This window comes from Streptomyces sp. NBC_00425 (assembly GCF_036030735.1).
GTDB lineage: Bacteria > Actinomycetota > Actinomycetes > Streptomycetales > Streptomycetaceae > Streptomyces.
This window is the reverse complement of sequence record NZ_CP107928.1, coordinates 2,368,963-2,390,259: the sequence shown is the minus strand read 5'-3', so window position 1 is coordinate 2,390,259 and position 21,297 is coordinate 2,368,963. Positions and strand designations below refer to the sequence as shown.

Annotated in this window: 16 protein-coding genes; 13 read left to right on the top strand and 3 right to left on the bottom strand. The window is 72.2% G+C overall.

Going from position 1 to position 21,297, the window contains the following annotated elements:
• Positions 1-334: 334 nt before the first annotated feature.
• A complete protein-coding gene (gene map, locus OHS82_RS09970) occupies positions 335-1,105 on the bottom strand; it encodes a type I methionyl aminopeptidase (RefSeq protein WP_057576165.1) in 771 nt (256 codons plus the stop codon).
• 32 nt (positions 1,106-1,137) lie between these two features.
• Between map and OHS82_RS09965 the strand changes: the two genes are divergently transcribed.
• The 9 genes from OHS82_RS09965 (at position 1,138) to OHS82_RS09925 (ending at position 12,284) form a co-directional block, all read left to right on the top strand.
• Positions 1,138-1,389, top strand: a complete 252-nt coding sequence (locus OHS82_RS09965) for a helix-turn-helix domain-containing protein (protein ID WP_266726205.1) — start codon at positions 1,138-1,140, stop codon at positions 1,387-1,389.
• A 166-nt stretch (positions 1,390-1,555) separates the two neighbouring features.
• The gene (locus tag OHS82_RS09960; RefSeq protein ID WP_328433712.1) at positions 1,556-3,130 is read left to right on the top strand and encodes a hypothetical protein; all 1,575 of its coding nucleotides are present in this window, start codon (positions 1,556-1,558) and stop codon (positions 3,128-3,130) included.
• A 181-nt stretch (positions 3,131-3,311) separates the two neighbouring features.
• A complete protein-coding gene (locus OHS82_RS09955) occupies positions 3,312-4,154 on the top strand; it encodes a nitrilase-related carbon-nitrogen hydrolase (RefSeq protein ID WP_328433711.1) in 843 nt (280 codons plus the stop codon).
• The gene (locus OHS82_RS09950; RefSeq protein ID WP_057576173.1) at positions 4,151-5,434 is read left to right on the top strand and encodes an aspartate aminotransferase family protein; all 1,284 of its coding nucleotides are present in this window, start codon (positions 4,151-4,153) and stop codon (positions 5,432-5,434) included. Before OHS82_RS09955 ends, OHS82_RS09950 begins: the two co-directional genes overlap by 4 nt.
• Positions 5,435-5,464: 30 nt before the next feature.
• Positions 5,465-7,048, top strand: coding sequence for a PucR family transcriptional regulator (locus tag OHS82_RS09945; protein ID WP_057576175.1), 1,584 nt, complete (start codon positions 5,465-5,467; stop codon positions 7,046-7,048).
• 189 nt (positions 7,049-7,237) lie between these two features.
• A complete protein-coding gene (locus OHS82_RS09940; RefSeq protein ID WP_328433710.1) occupies positions 7,238-8,080 on the top strand; it encodes a nitrilase-related carbon-nitrogen hydrolase in 843 nt (280 codons plus the stop codon).
• 94 nt (positions 8,081-8,174) lie between these two features.
• The gene (gene hydA, locus OHS82_RS09935; RefSeq protein WP_057576177.1) at positions 8,175-9,578 is read left to right on the top strand and encodes a dihydropyrimidinase; all 1,404 of its coding nucleotides are present in this window, start codon (positions 8,175-8,177) and stop codon (positions 9,576-9,578) included.
• 11 nt (positions 9,579-9,589) lie between these two features.
• Positions 9,590-10,609 (top strand): TIGR03842 family LLM class F420-dependent oxidoreductase, encoded by a 1,020-nt coding sequence (locus tag OHS82_RS09930; protein WP_057576178.1) that lies wholly within the window; start codon positions 9,590-9,592, stop codon positions 10,607-10,609.
• Between the two features lie 145 nt (positions 10,610-10,754).
• A complete protein-coding gene (locus OHS82_RS09925; protein WP_057576179.1) occupies positions 10,755-12,284 on the top strand; it encodes an NCS1 family nucleobase:cation symporter-1 in 1,530 nt (509 codons plus the stop codon).
• 79 nt (positions 12,285-12,363) lie between these two features.
• Here OHS82_RS09925 and OHS82_RS09920 read toward each other — a convergent pair whose 3' ends face one another.
• Positions 12,364-13,032 carry a hypothetical protein gene (locus OHS82_RS09920; protein ID WP_057576180.1) on the bottom strand — a complete coding sequence of 223 codons (669 nt, stop codon included), beginning with the start codon at positions 13,030-13,032 and terminating at the stop codon, positions 12,364-12,366.
• Positions 13,033-13,315: 283 nt separating this feature from the next.
• Positions 13,316-15,868, bottom strand: coding sequence for a GH32 C-terminal domain-containing protein (locus OHS82_RS09915; protein ID WP_328433709.1), 2,553 nt, complete (start codon positions 15,866-15,868; stop codon positions 13,316-13,318).
• A gap of 344 nt (positions 15,869-16,212) precedes the next feature.
• Here OHS82_RS09915 and OHS82_RS09910 point away from each other — a divergent pair, with 344 nt between their 5' ends.
• The 4 genes from OHS82_RS09910 (at position 16,213) to OHS82_RS09895 (ending at position 20,748) form a co-directional block, all read left to right on the top strand.
• A complete protein-coding gene (locus OHS82_RS09910) occupies positions 16,213-17,256 on the top strand; it encodes a LacI family DNA-binding transcriptional regulator (protein WP_328433708.1) in 1,044 nt (347 codons plus the stop codon).
• Complete coding sequence (locus OHS82_RS09905) at positions 17,253-17,735, top strand: LacI family DNA-binding transcriptional regulator (protein WP_328436046.1); 483 nt, start codon at positions 17,253-17,255, stop codon at positions 17,733-17,735. Before OHS82_RS09910 ends, OHS82_RS09905 begins: the two co-directional genes overlap by 4 nt.
• Positions 17,736-17,865: 130 nt before the next feature.
• Positions 17,866-19,695 (top strand): gamma-glutamyltransferase family protein, encoded by a 1,830-nt coding sequence (locus OHS82_RS09900; RefSeq protein ID WP_328433707.1) that lies wholly within the window; start codon positions 17,866-17,868, stop codon positions 19,693-19,695.
• Positions 19,696-19,860: 165 nt separating this feature from the next.
• Positions 19,861-20,748, top strand: a complete 888-nt coding sequence (locus OHS82_RS09895) for an inositol monophosphatase family protein (protein ID WP_057582249.1) — start codon at positions 19,861-19,863, stop codon at positions 20,746-20,748.
• The last annotated feature ends 549 nt before the right edge of the window (positions 20,749-21,297 follow it).

The following is a 21,297-nucleotide window of genomic DNA, read 5'->3' as shown; positions in this document are numbered from 1 at the left end:
GGTGCCCTCGGCTGGGGCCGTACCCCCACCTTCGCACGCCCGCCCACCGCGGGCACGCGCAGGAATCACGCGCCGACACCACCCCACGGCACCAACCCGCCCGACTCCGCCCCCGCGTCCGCGCCACGAACCGGAGCGCCCGCGCCTCCGCGTTCGAGCCGCGGGTCGGTTGTGCCCGCGACTCGCGTCCGGGCCACGGACGGGCGTGCCTGTGATCCACAGCCGGGCCCACCCGCTCCACGGCGCGGGCGCGGAGGCACCGGCGCGGTCGGCCCGCGGCCCAGCCCCGAGAACACGGACACAACCGGCCGTGGCCGCGACGCCGCCGGTGCGGCTATCGGCGTTCGGTCAGTACCCTCGGTCCGCCGGCCGTGATCGCCACCGTGTGCTCCGCGTGGGCCGCGCGCGAGCCGTCGTTCGTGCGCAGGGTCCAGCCGTCGGGGGCCGCGTGGTAGCCGTCCGTGCCGCCCCCGATCAGCATCGGCTCGATGGCGATGACCATGCCGTGGCGGAGCGGCAGACCGCGGCCGGGGCGGCCCTCGTTGGGGACCGCCGGGTCCTCGTGCATGTGGCGGCCGATCCCGTGGCCGCCGAAGCCGTCCGGGATGCCGTAGCCCGCCGCCCGGCACACCGTGCCGATGGCGTGCGCGATGTCGCCGATGCGGTTGCCGACGACCGCCGCCTCGATGCCCGCCGCCAGGGCCCGCTCGGCCGTCTCGATCAGCCGGACGTCCGCCGGGCGCGCCCTGCCCACGGTGAAGCTGACGGCCGAGTCGCCCGCCCAGCCGTCCAGCTGCGCGCCGAAGTCGAGCGAGACCAGGTCGCCGTCGCGCAGCCGGTAGCGGGTGGGGATGCCGTGCACGATCGCCTCGTTCACCGACGCGCAGAGCACCGCCGGGAACGGCGTGGGCGCGAACTCCGGGCGGTAGCCGAGGAACGGCGACGTGGCGCCCGCGGCCCGCAGCACGTCGTGGGCCAGCTCGTCCAGCTCCAGCAGGGAGACGCCCACGTCGGCGGCCTCCCGCACGGCTGTCAGGGCCCGGGCGACCACCTGGCCCGCCTCGTGCATGGCGTCGATCGATGTGTCCGTCTTCAGTTCCACCATGCCAATTACTATACCGGTATTAGAATGGCGGCATGGTGCGTACCCCCCTCACCCCGGAAGAGCGCGAGCGCGGCGAACGGCTCGGCCGGCTGCTGCGCGAGGCGCGTGGCGGCCGGAGCATGGCCGAGATCGCGGCGAGCGCCGGAATCTCCGCCGAGACCCTCCGTAAGATCGAGACCGGCCGCGCGCCCACCCCGGCGTTCTTCACCGTCGCCGCGCTCGCCCGCGTGCTCGGGCTGTCGATGGACGAGCTGGCGGGGCTGTGCTCGCCGGCGGCCGTGTGATCCGCGGGGGCCGTCGCGGGGCCCCACCCGGTCCGCACCCGAGACCCGGGGTCAAGATTGCGCCATGTCGCCGCCGCGTCCGCTTTGAAAACTGGTCGTAGCCGCGCTGTAACACGGCTGGTGTTTTCTACGAGCCGGAGTGTTCCGGTCGGGCGGGAGACGAACGATGGCTGTGGAACAACTCCCGGGCAGGGTGCGGGAGTTCGCGAGCTACCTGAACGCGCTGCTGGCGCGCCTCGACCAGGGCGCCGGCTGGTGCGCGGTCTTCTGGCAGCGCGACCCCGACGGCATGCGCGCCTGCCTCGACGGCCACGAGGTGCCGCCCTGGGACGTCGTGGAGGCGGTGCTCCAGGACCTCGCCGCCGCCTACGGCGCCGCGGCCGCCGGGCAGGAGACGTCACGGGCCCGGTCCCTGCACGCCGCCGCGCTCGCCGCCCACGACTCCCGTCCCGGTGGCCGTGACGCCCTCGGGGACCGGCTCGACGTCATGCTCCGCGAACAGCGCTACGCCGCCGAACGCCAGGCCGACCTGGGACGTCGGCTCGCCTCGGCGAACACCCGGGAGCAGGCCGACGCCGTCCGGCTGGACCTAGCCTGGGCCCACGACGACCATGAGCGGGCCACCGCCCGGTGCGCCGAACTCCGTCACCGGATGGCCGAGGCGGACCGCCTCCCGGCAGCCGGCGCGCCCCCACGCCGGGCCGGTCCCCCGGCCGACGCGCACGACACCCGGCACCCGCACGGGGCGGGCCACGGGCACGAGGCGGGTCACGGACACGACACGGGCCACGGGCACGCGGCGGGCCTCGCGGACGACGCACGGATCGCATACGACGCGCGGGCGGCATACGGGACGCGGACGGCGTACGAGACGCGCGCCGCCGGAGCGTCCGAGGCGCGAGTCACGTCCGACCCGGCCCCCGAGCCGGAGCCCGCACCTGACTCCGCCCCCGCTCCCGCCCCCGCCCCCGCTCCCGACCCTGCCCCCGTGCCCAAGCAGCGCAAGCGCCGCCGCGGCAGCGCCCGGTTCGCCGGCATGGCCGAGGAGGCCGACGTCGCCCCCCTCGCCGTCCCGCCCGTTTCCGCCCCCGCCCCCGGGCCGGCCGAGCCCGCCGCGCCCGCCCGTCGCAGCCTGCGCGGCGCCCGCTTCGCAGGAGCGGCCGAGGCGCCGGCCGCACGGTCGGCCGAGCCGCAGCGCGAGCCGCTGGACGCGACGGCCCGGCAGGAGACCGTCGACGCGGTCCGGCATCTGGTGCGACTGCGTGCGGAAGGACGCAGCGGCGAGGCGCACGCCCTGCTCGTCGAGCTCGCCGCGCTGCCCGCCGCGCGCATTCCGCTGCTCGCCGCCGAGCTCCAGCGCGCCGGGCTCACCGCCGACTGGACGACTCTGCTCTGGGAGGCCGCCTCCCTCCCCGCCGACCGGCTGGTCGCCGCGGCCGACGCGCTCGTCGCGGTGGGGCGCACGGCCGACGGGCAGCAGATCCTGCGGCAGGGGGTGGCCCGGCCGGCCGAGGAGATCGGGCAGGGCGTCCTCGGCCTGGTCCGGGAGGGCCGGCGGCGCGAGGCCCGCGCGCTGCTCGACGCCTACGTCCGGGTCCGCACCCCCGAGGAGGCCGCCCGCAGCGCCGCCCCGGACCCGCAGACCCTCGTCCCGCTGCTGCTCGCGGCCGCCCGGACCGCCTCGGAGGAACGCCACTGGGACCTGGTGCACGCCCTGCGGGTGGCCGGGTTCACCGCCTGACCGGCGCCGCGCCCGTTGCGCCGGACGCACCGCGACTCACCCACAGGGGTGTGAAACGCGATCGACTCCGCGGGTTGACGACGATGGTCTTGGCAAGCCCGTCCAGGAGGCTTACGTTCGTCCCTCTACGACCTTCGTCTACGGGCGTAGAGGCTCTGACGTCCCGTCGAAGGAGCAGCTCATGGCCAACGTCGTACGTGCCGCACTGGTCCAGGCCACCTGGACCGGCGACACCGAGTCCATGGTGGCGAAACACGAGGAGCACGCCCGGGAGGCGGCCCGCCGGGGCGCGAAGATCATCGGGTTCCAGGAGGTGTTCAACGCTCCCTACTTCTGTCAGGTCCAGGAGCCGGAGCACTACCGCTGGGCGGAGCCGGTCCCGGACGGGCCGACCGTGCGCCGTATGCAGGACCTCGCCCGCGAGACCGGCATGGTGATCGTCGTGCCGGTCTTCGAGGTCGAGCAGTCCGGCTTCTACTACAACACCGCCGCCGTGATCGACGCCGACGGCTCCTACCTCGGCAAGTACCGCAAGCACCACATCCCCCAGGTGAAGGGGTTCTGGGAGAAGTACTACTTCCGGCCGGGAAACATCGGCTGGCCGGTGTTCGACACGGCCGTCGGCCGGGTCGGCGTGTACATCTGCTATGACCGCCACTTCCCCGAGGGCTGGCGCCAGCTGGGTCTCCAGGGCGCCCAGCTGGTCTACAACCCGTCGGCCACCCACCGCGGCCTCTCCGCCCACCTGTGGCAGCTGGAGCAGCCCGCGGCCGCCGTCGCCAACGAGTACTTCGTCGCCGCGATCAACCGGGTGGGCGTCGAGGAGTACGGCGACAACGACTTCTACGGGACGTCGTACTTCGTCGATCCGCGCGGCAAGTTCGTCGGCGACGTCGCGAGCGACCGGGACGAGGAACTCGTCGTCCGCGACCTCGACTTCGACCTCGTCGAGGAGGTCCGGCAGCAGTGGGCCTTCTACCGCGACCGCCGCCCCGACGCCTACGAAGGGCTGGTGCAGCCGTGAGCGACCTCCACGCCCGGCACCGGGGCGTCCTGCCGGACTGGCTCGCCCTCTACTACGAGGAGCCGCTCGAGATCACCCACGGCGAGGGCCGGCACGTCTGGGACTCCGAGGGGAACAAGTACCTCGACTTCTTCGGCGGCATCCTCACCACCATGACCGCGCACGCGCTGCCCGAGGTCACCAAGGCGGTCGCCGAGCAGGCCGGGCGGATCGTCCACTCCTCGACGCTCTACCTCAACCGGCCCATGGTCGAGCTCGCCGAGCGCATCGCCCACATCAGCGGCATCCCCGACGCCCGGGTCTTCTTCACCACCTCGGGCACCGAGGCCAACGACACCGCGCTGCTGCTCGCCACCACGCACCGGCGCAGCAACACCGTGCTGGCGATGCGCAACAGTTACCACGGCCGTTCCTTCAGCGCGGTCGGCATCACCGGCAACCGCGGCTGGTCCCCGACCTCGTTGTCACCGCTGCAGACGCTGTACGTGCACGGAGGGGTCCGCGGCCGAGGACCGTTCGCCGGCCTCGACGACGCCGCCTTCGTCGACGCCTGCGTCGCCGACCTGAAGGACCTGCTCGGCCACACCCGCGCGCCCGCCGCCCTGATCGCCGAGCCCATCCAGGGGGTCGGCGGGTTCACCTCGCCGCCCGACGGCCTGTACGCGGCCTTCCGCGAGGTGCTGGACGAACACGGCATCCTGTGGATCGCCGACGAGGTGCAGACCGGCTGGGGCCGCACCGGCGAGCACTTCTGGGGCTGGCAGGCACACGGCCGAGGCGGTCCGCCGGACATCGTCACCTTCGCCAAGGGCATCGGCAACGGCATGTCCGTCGGCGGTGTCATCGCCCGCTCCGAGATCATGAACTGCCTGGACGCCAACAGCATCTCCACCTTCGGCGGCACCCAGATCACCATGGCGGCCGCTCTCGCCAACCTCTCCTACCTGCTGGAACACGACCTCCAGGGCAACGCCCGGCGGGTCGGCGGCATGCTCATCGAGCGGCTGCGGGCCGCCGCCGCCCAGGATCCGGGCGTGCGGGAGGTGCGCGGACGCGGCCTCATGATCGGCGTCGAGCTGACCCGGCCCGGCACCGGTCTGGCCGACCCGGACCGGGCGTCCGCCGTGCTGGAGGCGGCCCGCGCCGACGGGCTGCTGATCGGCAAGGGCGGCGGCCACGACACCAGCGCCCTGCGCGTCGCCCCGCCGCTGTCCCTGACCGTGGCGGAGGCCGAAGAGGGCGCCGCGATCCTCGAAAGCGCGCTGAGGAGCACGCGATAGCGCAGGCCTGAGCCAAGGGAACACATCGCCATGACCATTGCCCTGGAGCCCTGGGGGCCCGTGGAGCCGCTGGAGCCCGCCCTGTCGGTCCGTCAGGTCCTGGCCCTGGAAAGGGTCCTGGCCGGAGAACCCGAAGTGGTGGCGGGCGCCGGCCGGCTCGACCGGCCGGTGCGCTGGGTGCACGTCGCCGAGGCCGCCGACGTCGGCGTGATGCTGACCGGCGGCGAAATGGTCCTCACCACCGGGGTGCTGCTCGCCGGCGACGAGAGCGCGCAGACCGAGTACGTCCACTCCCTGCACCGCGCCGAGGCCGCGGCCGTGGTGCTGGGCCTCGGGCGGGCGTTCCCGACCACGCCCGACGCGATGCGGCGGGCCGCCGAACGGTGCGGGCTGCCGATGATCGTGCTTCATCGCCCCTTCCCCTTCGCCGAGTTGACGGAGGAGGTGCAGTCCCGGCTGGTGCGGCGCAAGTTCGCCGCCGTCAGCCTCTCGGAGGCCGTGCGGACCGCGCTCACCGCGCTGATCACGGCGGGAGCCCCGCTGCAGCTGCTGCTCGACGAGATCGCCCAGCACGCCGCCTGTCCCGTCGTCGTCACCAACCTCGCCCACCGGGTGCTGGCCACGGCGGGGGAGCGGTCGGCGGTCGACGACGTGCTGCGGGACTGGGAACGCATCGCCCGCCAGGCCGGCGGCACCGAGGGAGACGGCTGGATCCGCGCCGAACTCGGCGGCCGCGGCGAACGCTGGGGGCAGATCATGCTCTGCGGGCACCGCGGCGACACCGCGGGCGGACGGCTGCTCGCCGACCGGGCCGCCGAGGCGCTCGTGCTGCACCGCATGCTCGGCGGCTCCTCCGCCCATACCTGGGAGGAGCAGTCCGCGCAGAGCCTGCTCACGGATCTGATCTCCGGCGTCGTCCCGGCACGCCAGCTGCTGCCCCGGGCCCGGGCGGCCGGCCTCCCGGTCAACCGGCGCACCTTCGTGCCGCTCGTCGTGCGGGACGTCGCCCTCGACCGGCTCGAACGGGTACTGCGGTTGCTGGGGCTCGCGGGACTGGTCGCGGAACTCGCGGACGGGGCGACGGCGGTGCTGCTCAGCCTCGCCCGCGACCAGGACGCCGAGGCGCTCGCCGCCCACTTCGCGACCCGGCTGCGCACCGAGTCGGGCCAGGCCCGCACGGTCGTCGCGGCGGCCGACCCGCGGACCGTCTGGGACGAGGTGCCCGCCGGGCTGCGCGAGGCCCAGCACGTGGCGGACGCCGTGGCCGACTCGGCCGCCGTCCTCGACCTGCCGCTCGTCGTCCGCCTCAAGGACGTCCACCTGCGCGGGCTGATCCGGCTCCTGCGGGACGACCCGCACGTGCAGTCGTTCGCCGAGCGGGAGCTGGACGGACTGCTGTGCGCGGCCGGCGACGACCTGCTCGCCGTCCTGCGGACGTATCTGGCCACCGGCCGCAACAAGTCCCGCACCGCCCAGCTCCACCACGTCTCCCGGCCCGCGCTGTACCGCCGCCTGGAGGCGATAGAGGGCCGGCTGGGCGTGGACCTCGACGACTTCGAACAGGCCGCCTCGGTGCACATCGCGCTTCTCGCGCACGACGCGCAGCAGAGCTGACCGCGCGCGGCCGGGGCACGGGAAACAGCTGAGAAACATGGAACGACCTGGGAAAACGGTGGTGAAACATGGGTCCGGGAAGACGTGACACGGTGACACGCCGGACGTGCGCAGGCGTGACACCGTGCAACTCAAAGCAGGCCGATCGGCTTCCTAGGCTCCTCGTACACCGAGCGACCGGAGGTCCCGATGAGCAGAGTGATCCGTGCCGCCGTCTTCCAGACGGCCTGGACCGGCGACAAGGAATCGATGATCCAGGTGCACGAGCAGGCGGTCCGCGACGCGGCCGCGCAGGGCGCCCAGGTCCTGTGTTTCCAGGAGCTGTTCTACGGACCGTACTTCTGCCAGGTCCAGGACCCGCAGTTCTACGAGTACGCCGAGCAGATCCCGGACGGCCCGATCGTCCAGCGCTTCCAGGCGCTGGCCAGGGAGCACGGCATCGTCCTGGTGCTGCCGATGTACGAGGAGGAGCAGCCCGGCGTCCTCTACAACACCGCCGCCGTGATCGACGCGGACGGTTCCTACCTCGGCAAGTACCGCAAGCACCACATCCCGCAGGTGAAGGGCTTCTGGGAGAAGTTCTACTTCCGCCCCGGGAACGTCGGCTGGCCGGTCTTCGAGACGGCCGTCGGGAAGATCGGCGTGTACATCTGCTACGACCGCCACTTCCCCGAGGGCTGGCGCGCACTGGGACTCGAGGGCGCCGAGATCGTCTTCAACCCGTCGGCGACCTCCCGCGGTCTGTCCGCGTACCTGTGGCAGCTGGAACAGCCGGCGGCCGCCGTCGCCAACGAGTACTTCGTCGGCGCGATCAACCGGGTCGGCGTCGAGGAACTCGGCGACAACGACTTCTACGGGACCTCGTACTTCGTGGACCCGGAGGCCCAGTTCGTCGGGGAGGTGGCCAGCGACAAGGAGCCCGAACTCGTCGTCCGCGACCTCGACATGGCGAAGCTGCGCGCGGTCCGCGACCGCTGGCAGTTCTACCGGGACCGCCGTCCGGAGGCCTACGGTCCGCTGACCGCACCGTAGTCGGCCGCGGCCGCCGCCGGTCCGGAGCACGGGGGCCGGACCGGCGGCAACCCTCGGACACGACAACAGTGTTGAACACGGCAGGAGAGGGAGCATGAGCAGCCGAACCGTCATCCGGGGTGGTCTCGTCATCACCGCGTCCGACGAGATCCACGCCGACGTCCTGATCGAGGACGGCCGTATCGCCGCCCTCGCCGCCTCCGGCACCCCGGCCGCCGAGGCCTGGACCGCCGAGAGGGTCATCGACGCCACCGGGAAGTACGTGATCCCGGGCGGGGTGGACGTCCACACCCACATGGAGCTGCCGTTCGGCGGCACCTCGGCCTCCGACACCTTCGAGACCGGCACCCGGGCAGCCGCCTGGGGCGGCACGACGACCATCGTCGACTTCGCGGTGCAGAGCGTCGGGCACAGCCTGCGCGAAGGCCTCGACGCCTGGCATGCGAAGGCCGAGGGCAACTGCGCGATCGACTACGGCTTCCACATGATCGTCTCTGACGTGAACCAGGACACGCTCAAGGAGATGGACCGGCTGGTGGAGGAGGGCGTCACCTCCTTCAAGCAGTTCATGGCGTATCCCGGCGTCTTCTACAGCGACGACGGCCAGATCCTGCGCGCCATGCAGCGCTCCGCCGAGAACGGCGGACTGATCATGATGCACGCGGAGAACGGCATCGCCATCGACGTCCTGGTCGAACAGGCGCTGGCGCGCGGCGAGACGGACCCGAGGTACCACGGCGAGGTGCGCAAGGCCCTCCTGGAGGCCGAGGCCACCCATCGCGCGATCAAGCTCGCGCAGGTCGCCGGGGCACCGCTGTACGTGGTGCACGTATCGGCGATGGAAGCGGTTGCGGAACTGGCCAGGGCGCGCGACGAGGGGCTGAACGTCTTCGGCGAGACGTGTCCGCAGTACCTGTTCCTGTCGACCGACAACCTCGCCGAACCGGGCTTCGAGGGCTCGAAGTACGTGTGCAGCACCCCGCTGCGGCCGAGAGAGCACCAGGCCAAGCTGTGGCAGGGGCTGCGGACCAACGACCTCCAGGTCGTCTCCACCGACCACTGCCCCTTCTGCTTCGAGGGCCAGAAGGAGCTCGGCCGGGGCGACTTCTCGAAGATCCCCAACGGCCTGCCGGGCGTCGAGAACCGTATGGACCTGCTCCACCAGGCCGTCGTCGACGGGCACATCAGCCGCCGCCGCTGGATCGAGATCGCCTGCGCCACCCCGGCCCGCATGTTCGGCATGTACCCCAAGAAGGGCACCATCGCCCCGGGCGCCGACGCCGACGTCGTGATCTACGACCCGCAGGCCGAGCAGACCGTCTCCGCCGAGACCCACCACATGAACGTCGACTACTCGGCCTACGAGGGCAAGCGGATCACCGGCCGCGTCGAGACGGTGCTGTCGCGGGGCGAGCCCGTCATCACCGAGCGGGAGTACACCGGACACGCCGGGCACGGCGTCTACACCCCGCGCTCCACCTGTCAGTACCTCAACTAGGAGCAGCGCACATGGACTTCGGACTCGTCCTGCAGACCGACCCGCCGGCCTCCAAGGTCGTCAGCCTGATGCAGCGCGCCGAACGGAACGGCTTCACCTACGGCTGGACCTTCGACTCGGCCGTGCTCTGGCAGGAACCGTTCGTGATCTACAGTCAGATCCTCGCGAACACCGACAGGCTGACCGTCGGCCCCATGGTGACCAACCCCGGCACCCGCACCTGGGAGGTCACCGCCTCCACCTTCGCCACCCTCAACGACATGTTCGGCAACCGCACCGTCTGCGGCATCGGCCGCGGCGACTCCGCGATGCGCGTCGCCGGCCGCGCACCCAACACCCTCGCCCGGATCAGCGAGGCCATGAAGGTCATCCGCGCGCTCGGCTCGGGCCAGGAGGCGGACCTCGGCGGGACGGTCGTGAGGTTCCCCTGGATCAAGGACGACGCCCGGCTGCCCGTCTGGATGGCCGCGTACGGCCCGAAGGCGCTGAAGATGACCGGCGAGGAGGCCGACGGCTTCATCCTCCAGCTCGCCGACCTGTACCTCACCGAGTACATGGTGAAGGCGGTGAAGGACGCGGCGGCCGCCGCCGGACGCGACCCGGGCGAGGTCAGGATCTGCGTCGCCGCCCCCGCGTACGTCACCGACGACGACTCCCCGCAGGCCCTGGCCCACGCCCGCGAGCAGTGCCGGTGGTTCGGCGGCATGGTCGGCAACCACGTGGCCGACCTGGTGTCGAAGTACGGCGAGCACTCCTCCCAGGTACCCGAGGAGCTCACCGACTACATCAAGGCCCGGCAGGGGTACGACTACTCGCACCACGGACGCAGCGACAACCCCGACACCGCGTTCGTGCCCGACGAGATCGTCGACCGGTTCTGCCTCATCGGACCGGTCGAGAAGCACATCGAGAAGCTGAACGCCCTGCGCGACCTCGGCGTCGACCAGTTCGCCGTCTACGACATGCACGACGCGCAGGAGAAGGTCATCGACGCCTACGGCACGACGGTGATCCCGGCGGTCAACGGCTGACCCCTCCCCTCCCGCGCGCGGCTCCCCACCGCTCCCCTCCCCATCCCCCCACTCCAGTTCTCCCCTCCTCCACCGTCCGGGGAGGAGGGGGCCGGAGACCCCGCACGGCCTTTCCGGATCCACCCCTCGTTTGATTGGCCTGCCCATGACCGACACCGCTCCCACGGCCATACCGCCGACCGCCCAAGTCACCCTCGCCGACGGCCGGGTGGAGATCGCTCCTGGTTCGCCGCAGCCCAGCGGCCCCTACGCCAACGAGGACCTGCTCCCGGTCCCTGTCGAGAAGCGCACCTGGACCACGTACAACTTCTCCGCGCTGTGGGTCGGCATGGCCCACAACACGGCGTCGTGGACGCTGGCCTCCGGTCTGATCGCCGTCGGCATGGACTGGAAGCAGGCGGTGTTCACCATCGCCCTGGCCAATGTGATCGTGCTGGTGCCGATGCTGCTCACCGGGCACGCGGGACCCAAGTACGGCATTCCCTTCCCGGTCTTCGCCCGCGCCTCCTTCGGTATCCGCGGCGCCAACCTCCCCGCCGTGGTGCGGGCGTTGGTGGCCTGCGGCTGGTTCGGCATCCAGACCTGGATCGGCGGTGAGGCGATCTACTTCCTCGCCGGCAAGCTGATCGGCGGCGGCTGGAGCGACGCCGGGAAGATCGGCGGCTACGCCTGGACCATGTGGCTGTCGTTCGCGATCTTCTGGGTGATCCAGGTCGCGATCATCTACCGGGGCATGGAGACGATCCGCCGCTTCGAGAACTGGGCGGCTCCCTTCGTCCTCGTCGGCGCGCTCGTGATGCTGATCTGGATGAGCAACAAAGCAGGCGGTTTCGGCCCGTTGCTGGACCAGCCCTCCAAGCTCGGCTGGGGCGGCGACTTCTGGAAGCTCTTCTGGCCGTCCCTCATGGGCATGATCGGCTTCTGGTCGACGCTGTCGCTGAACATCCCCGACTTCACCCGGTACGGGAAGTCGCAGAAGGCGCAGACCTGGGGACAGGCTCTCGGTCTGCCCACGACCATGACGCTGTTCGCGCTGCTGTCGGTGATGGTCACCTCCGGCTCGCAGGCCGTGTACGGCGAGACGATCTGGGACCCGGTACAGCTCGCCGCCAAGACGGACAACGCCGTCGGGCTGCTCTTCGCGCTGGTGACCGTGCTGGTGGCGACCCTGTCGGTGAACATCGCGGCCAACCTGGTGTCGCCGGCCTTCGACTTCTCCAACGTCGCGCCCCGGAAGGTCAGTTTCCGCACCGGCGCCCTCGCCACCTGCGTGCTCGGCGTGCTGATCTTCCCCTGGAAGCTGTACTCCGACCCGCAGGGTTACATCTTCACCTGGCTCGGTCTGGTCGGCGGTCTGCTGGGCACGGTCGCCGGCATCCTCATCGCCGACTACTGGATCCTGCGCCGCGGCAGACTCGACCTGACCGACCTGTACCGGGCCGGCGGGCGCTACTGGTACGACGGCGGCTGGAACTGGCGGGCCGTGGCCGCGTTCGTGACGGGCGGTGTCCTCGCGATCGGCGGCGCCAGCTTCAAGCCGCTGTTCGACGGCCGTCCGATCCCGGCACTGGAACCTCTCGCGGACTACGGCTGGGCCGTCGGCCTGGGCACCTCGATCGTGGTGTACCTGGCCCTGATGCTGCCGCGCGGCCGACGGGAGGAAAGCGCCGTATGAGACGGGCGCCCGCGGCACGCACGTACGCATCCCGCGTGCGTGCCGCGGGCGCCGGTCCGCCGGCCGGAATGCGGAGAACTCAGGTCTTGCTGCCGCTCTGCAGGGCGGCCACCGCTTCCTTCGCGGCCTTGATCGCGCCCTTGTTGATCTCGTCGGTGGCGGGCGCCTTCTTCGTCTCGAAGTCGCTGCCGTTGTAGTTGACGATCACCAGCGCGTTGGCCACCCGGGCGATGACGACGCCCTCGCGGGTCTGCTGCTTGTCCTCGGTCGTGAGGTTCACCACCGAGTAGCCCTCGTCGCCGAGTCCCGGCACCGCCCCGCCGCCGCTCTTCTCCTTGGTGCGCTCCTTGTACGAGCTCTGCGCCGCCTCGTCGGAGTCCGCGATCTCGAAGGAGATGTCGAGCCAGCGGTAGTCGTAGCCCTTGAGCGCGTTCCAGGAGCAGGTGCGGCGCAGCGCGGTGTCCGTGGAGGGGATCTCCTTGCCCGCCGTCTTGGCGCCCGGCACGAGCGCGGTGACCGTCTTCACGGTCACACCGGTGCAGGGGGCGGGCGCGGCGGCGTACGTCTTGGAGACAGCGGTGGAGGACGGCCCGGACGACTTGTCGGACTGCGTCTTCTGCGTGTCCTTGCTCGCCGTGTCCTGCGGTTCGTCGGACGGGCCGGACGACATCGCCCAGCCGGCACAGGCGAGTACGACCACCGGGGTCAGACGCGCGGTGAGGGCGAGCGGCAGTGGGAGAGAGCGCACGGAGCACTTTCGTGGGGGACGGTGTGGACGGGGTCCGCAGTGCGGACAGCAGACGCCAGTGTCACACGACTCCCTGTGGGGCGGAAGTGTGAACTCGCTCCGTGGCCGCGCGATGACGAAGGGGCCCGGATCTACCGGGACATCACTGCCTTTCACGGCGCATAGGGGGCGGCCCCCGTACCGGTGCCGCCCGACCCCGCCTGCGCGTCCGGCCGGGCCCGGCGCGGGGGCGGGTGCACGCCGGACGCCGCCGGGGGCGTCCGGCGCACGGTCCCGGGGCGTGTCACGGCCAGATGGACTTCAGCTGCCACGCCTGCATGTGGTCGAGGGTGGCGGTGCCGCCTTCGGCGAAGGCGTCGACGCCGGTGCTGGAGGGGTCGGGGAAGACCTGGTCGGTGAGGGTGACCTGTTCGCCACGACTGTTCTGGGCGTAGACCTCTACGGAGGATGCGTCGACAAGGATGTGCAGGCTCAGCCGGCCGCCGTCGAGGGCGAGGGGGGCGTGCTGGACGCCGGAGAAGGCGGGGTCGAAGTCGGTCGCGCCGGAGGCGGTGCGGTCGATGTAGACCTCGCCGGTGGTGGTGTCGTAGCCGATGCGGGTGCGTTGCCCGCCGCCGGCATGGACGTCCAGGCCGAAGCGGTCGGCGGTGCCGGCGGTGAGGTCGGCCTGGAGTTCCTGGGTGCTGCCGTGCACGGCGAGCCGGGTGGTGGTGTTCGCGACGCGTGTGCTGGGCACCCGGGTGCCGGCGCCGTGCAGACCGGTCAGTTCGCGGACCGGCTGTTGGATCAGCTGGACCTTGCCGTTCACGGTCTGCAGGGAGAGCTGGCGGGGGAAGGTGTCGGCGCTGCGCCACGGGCTGGTGGGGATGGCCTGCCCGTAGTTCCAGTTGTTCATCCAGGCGATCATGACGCGGCGGCCGCCGGGTGCGTCGGTCCACGTGTTGGCGGCGTAGAAGTCCGCGCCGTAGTCGAGCCAGTGGGCGCGCTGGGTGGAGTTCAGGGCGGGCTTGTCGGCGGCGGTGAACTGGTCGGCGAGGATGTGTCCCCAGCCGCCGGAGTTGGCGTCGGCGATCTGGAGCTGGACCTTCTTGCCTTTGTAGGCGGTGGTGTTGAAGGAGGCCCAGTCGAGGTTCTCGGAGTCGGCGCCGGTGACGCTCTGGACGACCTTGCCGTCGACGAGCAGGTTGACGCCGGTCTCGGTGGAGGGGGGCTTCGCCTGGGTGTCGGAGAGGACGACCTGGTCGAGGTCGATGTGGCCCCAGCCGCCGGTGTTGTCGTCCACGACCTTGATCCGGGCCTGCTTGCCCTGCAGGTCGGACAGGTCCCAGGAGGCCCAGTTCAGGGCTTCGCCGTTGGATCCGGTGGCGGAGCGCACCACCTTGCCGTCCACGATGAGTTCGACGGCGGTGGGGGCGTCGGAGCTCGCGGGGTGGGCGCCGCCGCCGATGAGGAAGTCCAGGTACTTCTTGTCGACGGTGAAGGCCGGGGAGGTGAGGGTGCCGGTGGAGGCGTCGCCGTTGAGGAAGGTGTTGACGAGTCCGTTGCCGAGGTAGCCGGTGACCTGCTGCTGGTTGGGGAGGGTGCCCTGGGCCGGGCCGGTGCCGAAGGCGTCGCCGGTGGTGGTCCAGTCGCCGATGGGGCTGGTGTAGGTGCTGCCTTCGAAGTCGGCGAGGGTTTCACCGGTGGGTGTCGGCGCGTCGCCCAGGACGGCGTCGGGGTCGTGCGGGTGGTTGCCGCCGCCGACCTTGAAGTTGATGTGGTTGCTGGTCACGGTGAAGGGGGGCGAGGTCAGCGTGCCGGTGGAGGCGTCGCCGCCGTGGAAGCTGTCAGCGAAAGCCTTGCCCTCGAAGCCGGTTACCTGTGACTGGCCGTCCACCGCACCGGTCGCGGGCGCGCTGCCGAACGCGCTCCCGGTGGCCGTCCAGTCGCCGAACGAGCCGGACTCGAAGTCCTGCGTGACGGTGCCGCTCGGCGGGGTGTACGTGGTGCCGGGGTCGTCGGAGGTGAACTTCTTGCCGTCGAAGTCGCCGACGAAGTACTGGGCGCCGGAGCCGCCCGCGATGCCGCCGGGGTTGAGGTTGACGGCCAGCACCCACTTCGTCTTCTGCGGGTCGCCGTCGACCTGGAGCGGGAACAGGTCCGGGCACTCCCACACCCCGCCGGTGGCGCCCGCCGGGCCGAAGTCGCTCTGGTGGGTCCAGTGCTTGAGGTCGGCCGAGCTGTAGAAGGAGATCTTGTGCTGGTCGGCGAGGGCGACCGCCATCAGCCAGCGGCGCGTGGGGGCGTACCAGAAGACCTTGGGGTCGCGGAAGTTGTCCGAGCCGATGTCGAGCACCGGGTTGTCGTAGTACTTGGTCCAGGTGGTGCCGCCGTCGGTGCTGTAGGCAAGGGCCTGCTGCTGCTTGCCCGAGACCTTCTGCGCGCTGGTGTAGACGGCGACGAGCGGAGGGTTCTTCCTGGTCCCGAAGCCGGTGGTGTTGTCCTTGTCCAGCACCACGCTGCCGGAGAAGATCATCTCCTGGTCGTCCTGGGGGATGGCCACCGGGAGCTGCTTCCAGTGCACGAGGTCGGTGCTGACCGCGTGGCCCCAGGACATGTTGCCCCAGCTGTTGCCGGCCGGGTTGTACTGGAAGAACAGGTGGTACTTGCCCTTGTGGTAGACGAGGCCGTTGGGGTCGTTCATCCAGTTCTGGGCCGGGGTGAAGTGGAACTGGGGGCGGTACTGCTCGTGGTAGAGCGGGACGGCCGTGGCGGGGGAGGCGGCGACCAGGCCGAGCCCGGACAGGACGGCCAGTGCGGCCAGGAGTCTGCGGCGCGGACGGACGGTTCTGGACATGGCGCTCCTTGCAGGCAGGCGGGCACGGCTCAGCCGTAGACATCTGGCGGGTGCGGGTGCGGGTGCGGGTGCGGGTGACGCTTCGCGCGTGCCGGGTGGTGGCGGCGCTTCACGCGTGTCGGTGCGGGCGGCGGCTCGCCCTCGGCCTCGTCCAAGGCCAGGGCGAGCCAGGCTGTGCGGGCAGCGGCGTCGGCGGCTCCAGTCAACCGCTGGAAACGTTTCGCTGAACGTAGGGGCAACCTGTCGCCGAAGTCCAGACCCTGTGCAGGAAAACTGCTGGGTGCGAGGATCGGAACGGCTGTACGGGTGCCCTTCGCTCAGCCACCGAGATCGGGGAGAGAACGTTGCCCAGCCAGCAGGACGACACGGGTCGGCGGCCCGCCACCATGCGCGACGTCGCGACCATGGCCGGGGTGGGGATCGCCACCGTCTCACGGGTCATCAACGGCAAGCCCGTCACCCCCGACCTGGCGGAACGGGTGACGCGCGCCGCCGAGCTGCTCGGCTACCGCCACGATCTGACGGCCAGCAGCCTGCGCCGGGCCGACCGCCGCACCAGCACCCTCGGCCTGGTCCTGGAGGACGCGGCCAACCCCTTCTCCGCCGCGCTGCACCGTGCGGTGGAGGACGCCGCCGCCGAGCGCGGCCTGCTGCTCCTGGCCGGATCCACCGACGAGGACCCGGTCCGGGAACGCGGCCTGCTGAAGACGCTCACCGCCCGCCGGGTCGACGGCCTCATCGTGGTGCCCACCGGCCAGAACGACACCGACCTCGACGCTGCCCGCCGCGCCGGCACACCCGTCGTCTGCGTGGACCGCCGCACCACGGCGCCGCAGGTGGACACCGTGACCGTGGACAACCGCGCGGGCGTGCGGGCGGCGGTGAAAAGACTGCACGAGGCAGGCCACCGGCGCATCGCCTTCCTCGGGGATCTCCGCTCGATCTGGACCGCCGAAGAGCGTTACGCCGGGTTCGTGGAGGGGCTCGCCGAAGCGGGATGCGTCCTGCACCCCTCCCTCGTCAGGCGCGGCCTGCACGGCGCGGAAGCCGCCCGCGCGGCCACCCGCGCACTTCTGGCCCTCGCCCACGCGCCCACCGCGCTCGTCTCCGGCCAGAACCTCCTGACCGTCGGGGCCCGCATGACCCTGCAGGAGCTTCAGCTACAGCGCCGCGTGGCCCTGATCGGATTCGACGACCTGCCCCTCGCCGACCTGCTCGAACCCGGCATCTCGGTGATCGCCCAGGACCACGCCGCCATCGGCCGGGAGGCCGCGAGCCTGCTGTTCGACCGGCTCGAGGGCGAGGGCGGACCCGCCCGTCACCGCGTGCTGCCCACCCGCTACCTCGCCCGCGGCTCCGGCGAACTCCCCGCTCCCGAAGACGGCTGACGACATCCCCGGAACGGGGTTGTTTCCAGTCGTTCGGCTGCACCCGTGAACGGCGGGACGGATTCATCGAGGTCAACGCGGAAGTCGGGATCGAGATCGACCGACGCCGCATCGTCTGCGGCGACTTCCGGTTCGACTGCTGCCGGAGCGCGATCGCGCTCGCCGTCGCGGACGGCCTGGAGTTCGACTCGGTCTTCGCACACAACGACCACAGTGCGGCCGCCGTGCTGGGCGCACTGAACGAAGCCGGTCTGTGGGTTCCGCAGGACGTCGCCGTGGTGGGCTTCGACGATGTCGAGATGGCGTCGTACACCTGTCCCGCACTGACCACCGTCCGCCAGCCGATGCGGGAGACGGGCGAGGCGGCGGCGCGTCTGCTGCTGGACCACGTGCGCGGATCGCCGGAGGCGGCCTCCTCGTGCATCGTTCCCACCAGCCTCGTCGTCCGCGGCTCGACGTCACGGCCGGCCCCGGACTGACGCCGGCTCGAGGTCGGGGACAACGGCTGCGCGCGGCGGAACCGGCCTCGCACTCGTTCTCCCCGCATTCTCCCCACGACCCGCCTTAGGTTGGGCAGTCGACCGACGCACCCGGACACCGAGGTGAGAGATGCAGTTCACCACCCGCCCCACCCTCCAGGGCACCTTCGGCATGGTCTCCTCCACGCACTGGCTGGCCTCTCAGTCGGCGATGGCCGTGCTGGAGAACGGCGGCAACGCCTATGACGCCGCCGTGGCCGGGGCGTTCGTGCTGCACGTCGTCGAGCCCCACCTGAACGGGCCCGCCGGCGAGGTCCCGATCCTCCTCGCCCCGGCCGACGGCGAGGTGCGCGTGCTCTGCGGGCAGGGTGTGGCGCCGGCCGGGGCGACGGTCGCGCACTACCGCGGTCTCGGCCTGGATCTCGTGCCCGGCACGGGACCCCTCGCCGCCGCGGTCCCCGGCGCGGTCGACGCCTGGCTCCTCCTCCTGCGGGACCACGGCACCAAGTCCCTCGACGACGTGCTGAAGTACGCGATCGGGTACGCCGAGCACGGACACGCGCCCGTGGAGAACGTCGGCGCGACCGTCGAGACGGTACGGGAGCTGTTCGAGACGGAGTGGACCTCGTCGGCGGAGGTGTATCTGCCCGGCGGGCGGCCGCCGCGCACCGGTGAGCTGCTGCGCAACCCGGCGCTCGCGGCCACGTGGCGGCGGCTGCTCGCCGAGACCGCCTCGGCGGGCGACCGGGAGGCCCGGATCGAGGCCGCGCGGGAGGTGTGGCGGTCCGGGTTCGTCGCCGAGGCGCTCGTGCGGCAGTCCGCCCGCCCCACCCTGGACACCAGCGGCGAGCGCCACGCCGGCACGCTCACCGCCGCCGACCTGGCCGGCTGGTCCGCGTCCTACGAGACGCCGTCGACGTACGACTGGAACGGCTGGACCGTGTGCAAGGCCGGCCCCTGGAGCCAGGGTCCGGCCCTCCTGCAGCAGCTCGCGCTGCTCCCGCCCGAACTGCCCGCGTACGGGTCCGCCGCCTACGTCCATCTCGTGGTGGAGGGCTGCAAACTCGCCATGGCCGACCGCGAGGCCTGGTACGGCGACGCGGCCGAGGTCCCGCTGGACGCGTTGCTCGCGCCCGGCTACAACGCGGAGCGGCGACGGCTGATCGGCTACGAGGCGTCGTACGGGCTGCGGCCCGGCAGCCCCGGCCGGCGCACCCCGCGGCTGAGCGCGCACGCGCACGTGATCGCCGCCGACGACCCCGCCCCAGGCCCCCTGGGCGTCGGCGAGCCGACCGTCGCCAAGGGGCCGGCGTCGCCCGTGCCCGGCGAGCCGGAGGTAGCCGTGGACGGGGCCGTCCGCGGCGACACCTGCCACCTCGACGTCGTCGACCGCTGGGGCAACATGATCGCGGCGACGCCCAGCGGCGGCTGGCTGCAGTCCAACCCCGTCGTGCCCGAGTTGGGCTTCCCGCTCGGCACGCGGCTGCAGATGACCTGGCTGGAGGAGGGCCTGCCGAACTCCCTCACGCCGGGGCGCCGCCCGCGCACCACCCTCACGCCGTCGCTCGCGCTGCGCGACGGGGTCCCGGTCATGGCGTTCGGCACGCCCGGCGGCGACCAGCAGGACCAGTGGCAGCTGCACTTCCTGCTGGGGGTCGCCCTGCGCGCGCGGGTGCGCGGCGGACTCGACCTGCAGGGCGCGATCGACGCGCCCAACTGGCACACCGACGGCTTCCCCGGCTCCTTCTTCCCGCGCGGCATGCGGCCGGGCAGCCTCACCGTGGAGTCCCGGATGCCGGCGGCGGTGGTGGAGGAGCTGCGGCGGCGCGGTCACCGGGTGACCGTCGGCCACGCCTGGTCCGAGGGCCGGCTCTGCGCGGTCGCCCGCGATCCAGCTACCGGGATCCTGTCGGCGGCCGCGAACCCGCGCGGGATGCAGGGGTACGCCGTGGGCCGCTGACGTACCGCTGACGTACCGCTGACGTAGCGCTGACGGGTTGGCCCGGGTTTGTGGCGCCGTGCCCGCCCGGCCGCCGGACGTGCGGGCTCCCGTTCTTCATCCCGATTCCACCCGTGCTGCACCGGGCGGGCGGGGATTGTCAGTGGGGCGTGCTCTCATGGAGGCATGATCGAAGACACGGAAACCATCGACGAGTTTCTCGCCCGCCACTCGGCCGACGTGGAGGAGGCGGTCCGCCGGGCCGCCGCAGCCGAGATCATGCCGCGCTTCCGGCAGCTCGCCGCGCACGAGGTCGACCAGAAGAACGGCCCCCACGACCTGGTGACGGACGCCGACCGCAACGCGGAGCTGTACCTCACCAAGGCGCTGGGCGCCCTTCTGCCGGGTTCGGTCGTCGTCGGCGAGGAGGCGGTGCACGCCGACCCGGCGACGTACGAGGCGATACAGGGCGGGACCCCCGTCTGGATCGTCGACCCCGTCGACGGCACACGGCAGTTCGTACACGGGGACGACGGCTTCTGCACCCTGGTCGCCCTCGTCCGCCACGGTGTCCTGCACGCTTCCTGGACCTACGCTCCGGCCCGTGGCCAGCTGGCCACGGCGGTCCGCGGCGGCGGCGCCTTCCTCGACGGTGAGCGGCTTTTCGCCGGTCCGCCCGAGCCCGGCCGCGATCTGACGGTGGCCACCTCGCACCCCGACTACACGACCGACGAGCAAAAGCGCGCCCTGCTGGGGCTGTGGGCGGACGGTGTCGCGCCGCGCCCCTGCGGTTCGGCCGGCCTCGAGTATCTCGCCATCGCCCGGGGCGAGTTGGATGCCACGGCCTTCTCCTGGGAAGCGGCCTGGGACCACGCGGCGGGGCTGCTCCTGGTCGAGGAGGCGGGCGGCGCCCATCTCACGCTCACGGGCGAGCCGTTCAGTGTCAGGGGCGGCAACTCCCTGCCGTTCACGGCAGCCAGGGACGCGGCCACGGCCCGTCGCGTGGCGGCGCTGCTCGCGGCCGGCGAACCGCGTCAGCTGTCCGGCGCGGAACCGCACCGCCGCACCGCCTGATCCCGCGGGCGTCCAGCCCCGGCACGCGGCGCGGGACCCGGGCGCCCGGCGGCGTGCTGCCCGGCCCCGTCTTTCCTGAGCGCTGCGGGCGTCTCGTCGCGCCGGCGGAGACGGGGTTTTCGTGGCCGGAGGCGTGCTGCCTGCGTGGCGCGCCTGCGCTGTGGGCGGTCCTGCGCCGACCGGGGCGTGAGGCCCGAGCGGCCGGAGTCGGCCGGGACGTGAGGCCCGAGCAGCTGGAGGTGTGCTGCCCTGCGTCTGGCCCCGGCCGCGTTGTTCGGCCCCGGGGCAGCCGACGGCGAGCGGGCCCGGGGCGAGCCGGGGGCGTACCGGCCGCGGCCAGTCAGGCACCGGCAGCCGGGCCCGGCACGGACAACCCGGCCCGGGCCTGACTGTCCGAGCCAGGCCCGGCTCGGCTCGGACAGTCAGGCCCGGAGGGCTCGGCTCGGCTCGGGCGGCGGTGGGGCGTCCCGTCGGCCGCACCCGGCCCGGTTGTCGAGGTGAACCCCGGGCGGGGGCGCCGGCGCCGCCGCGTCCGTCGCCCGACGCCCG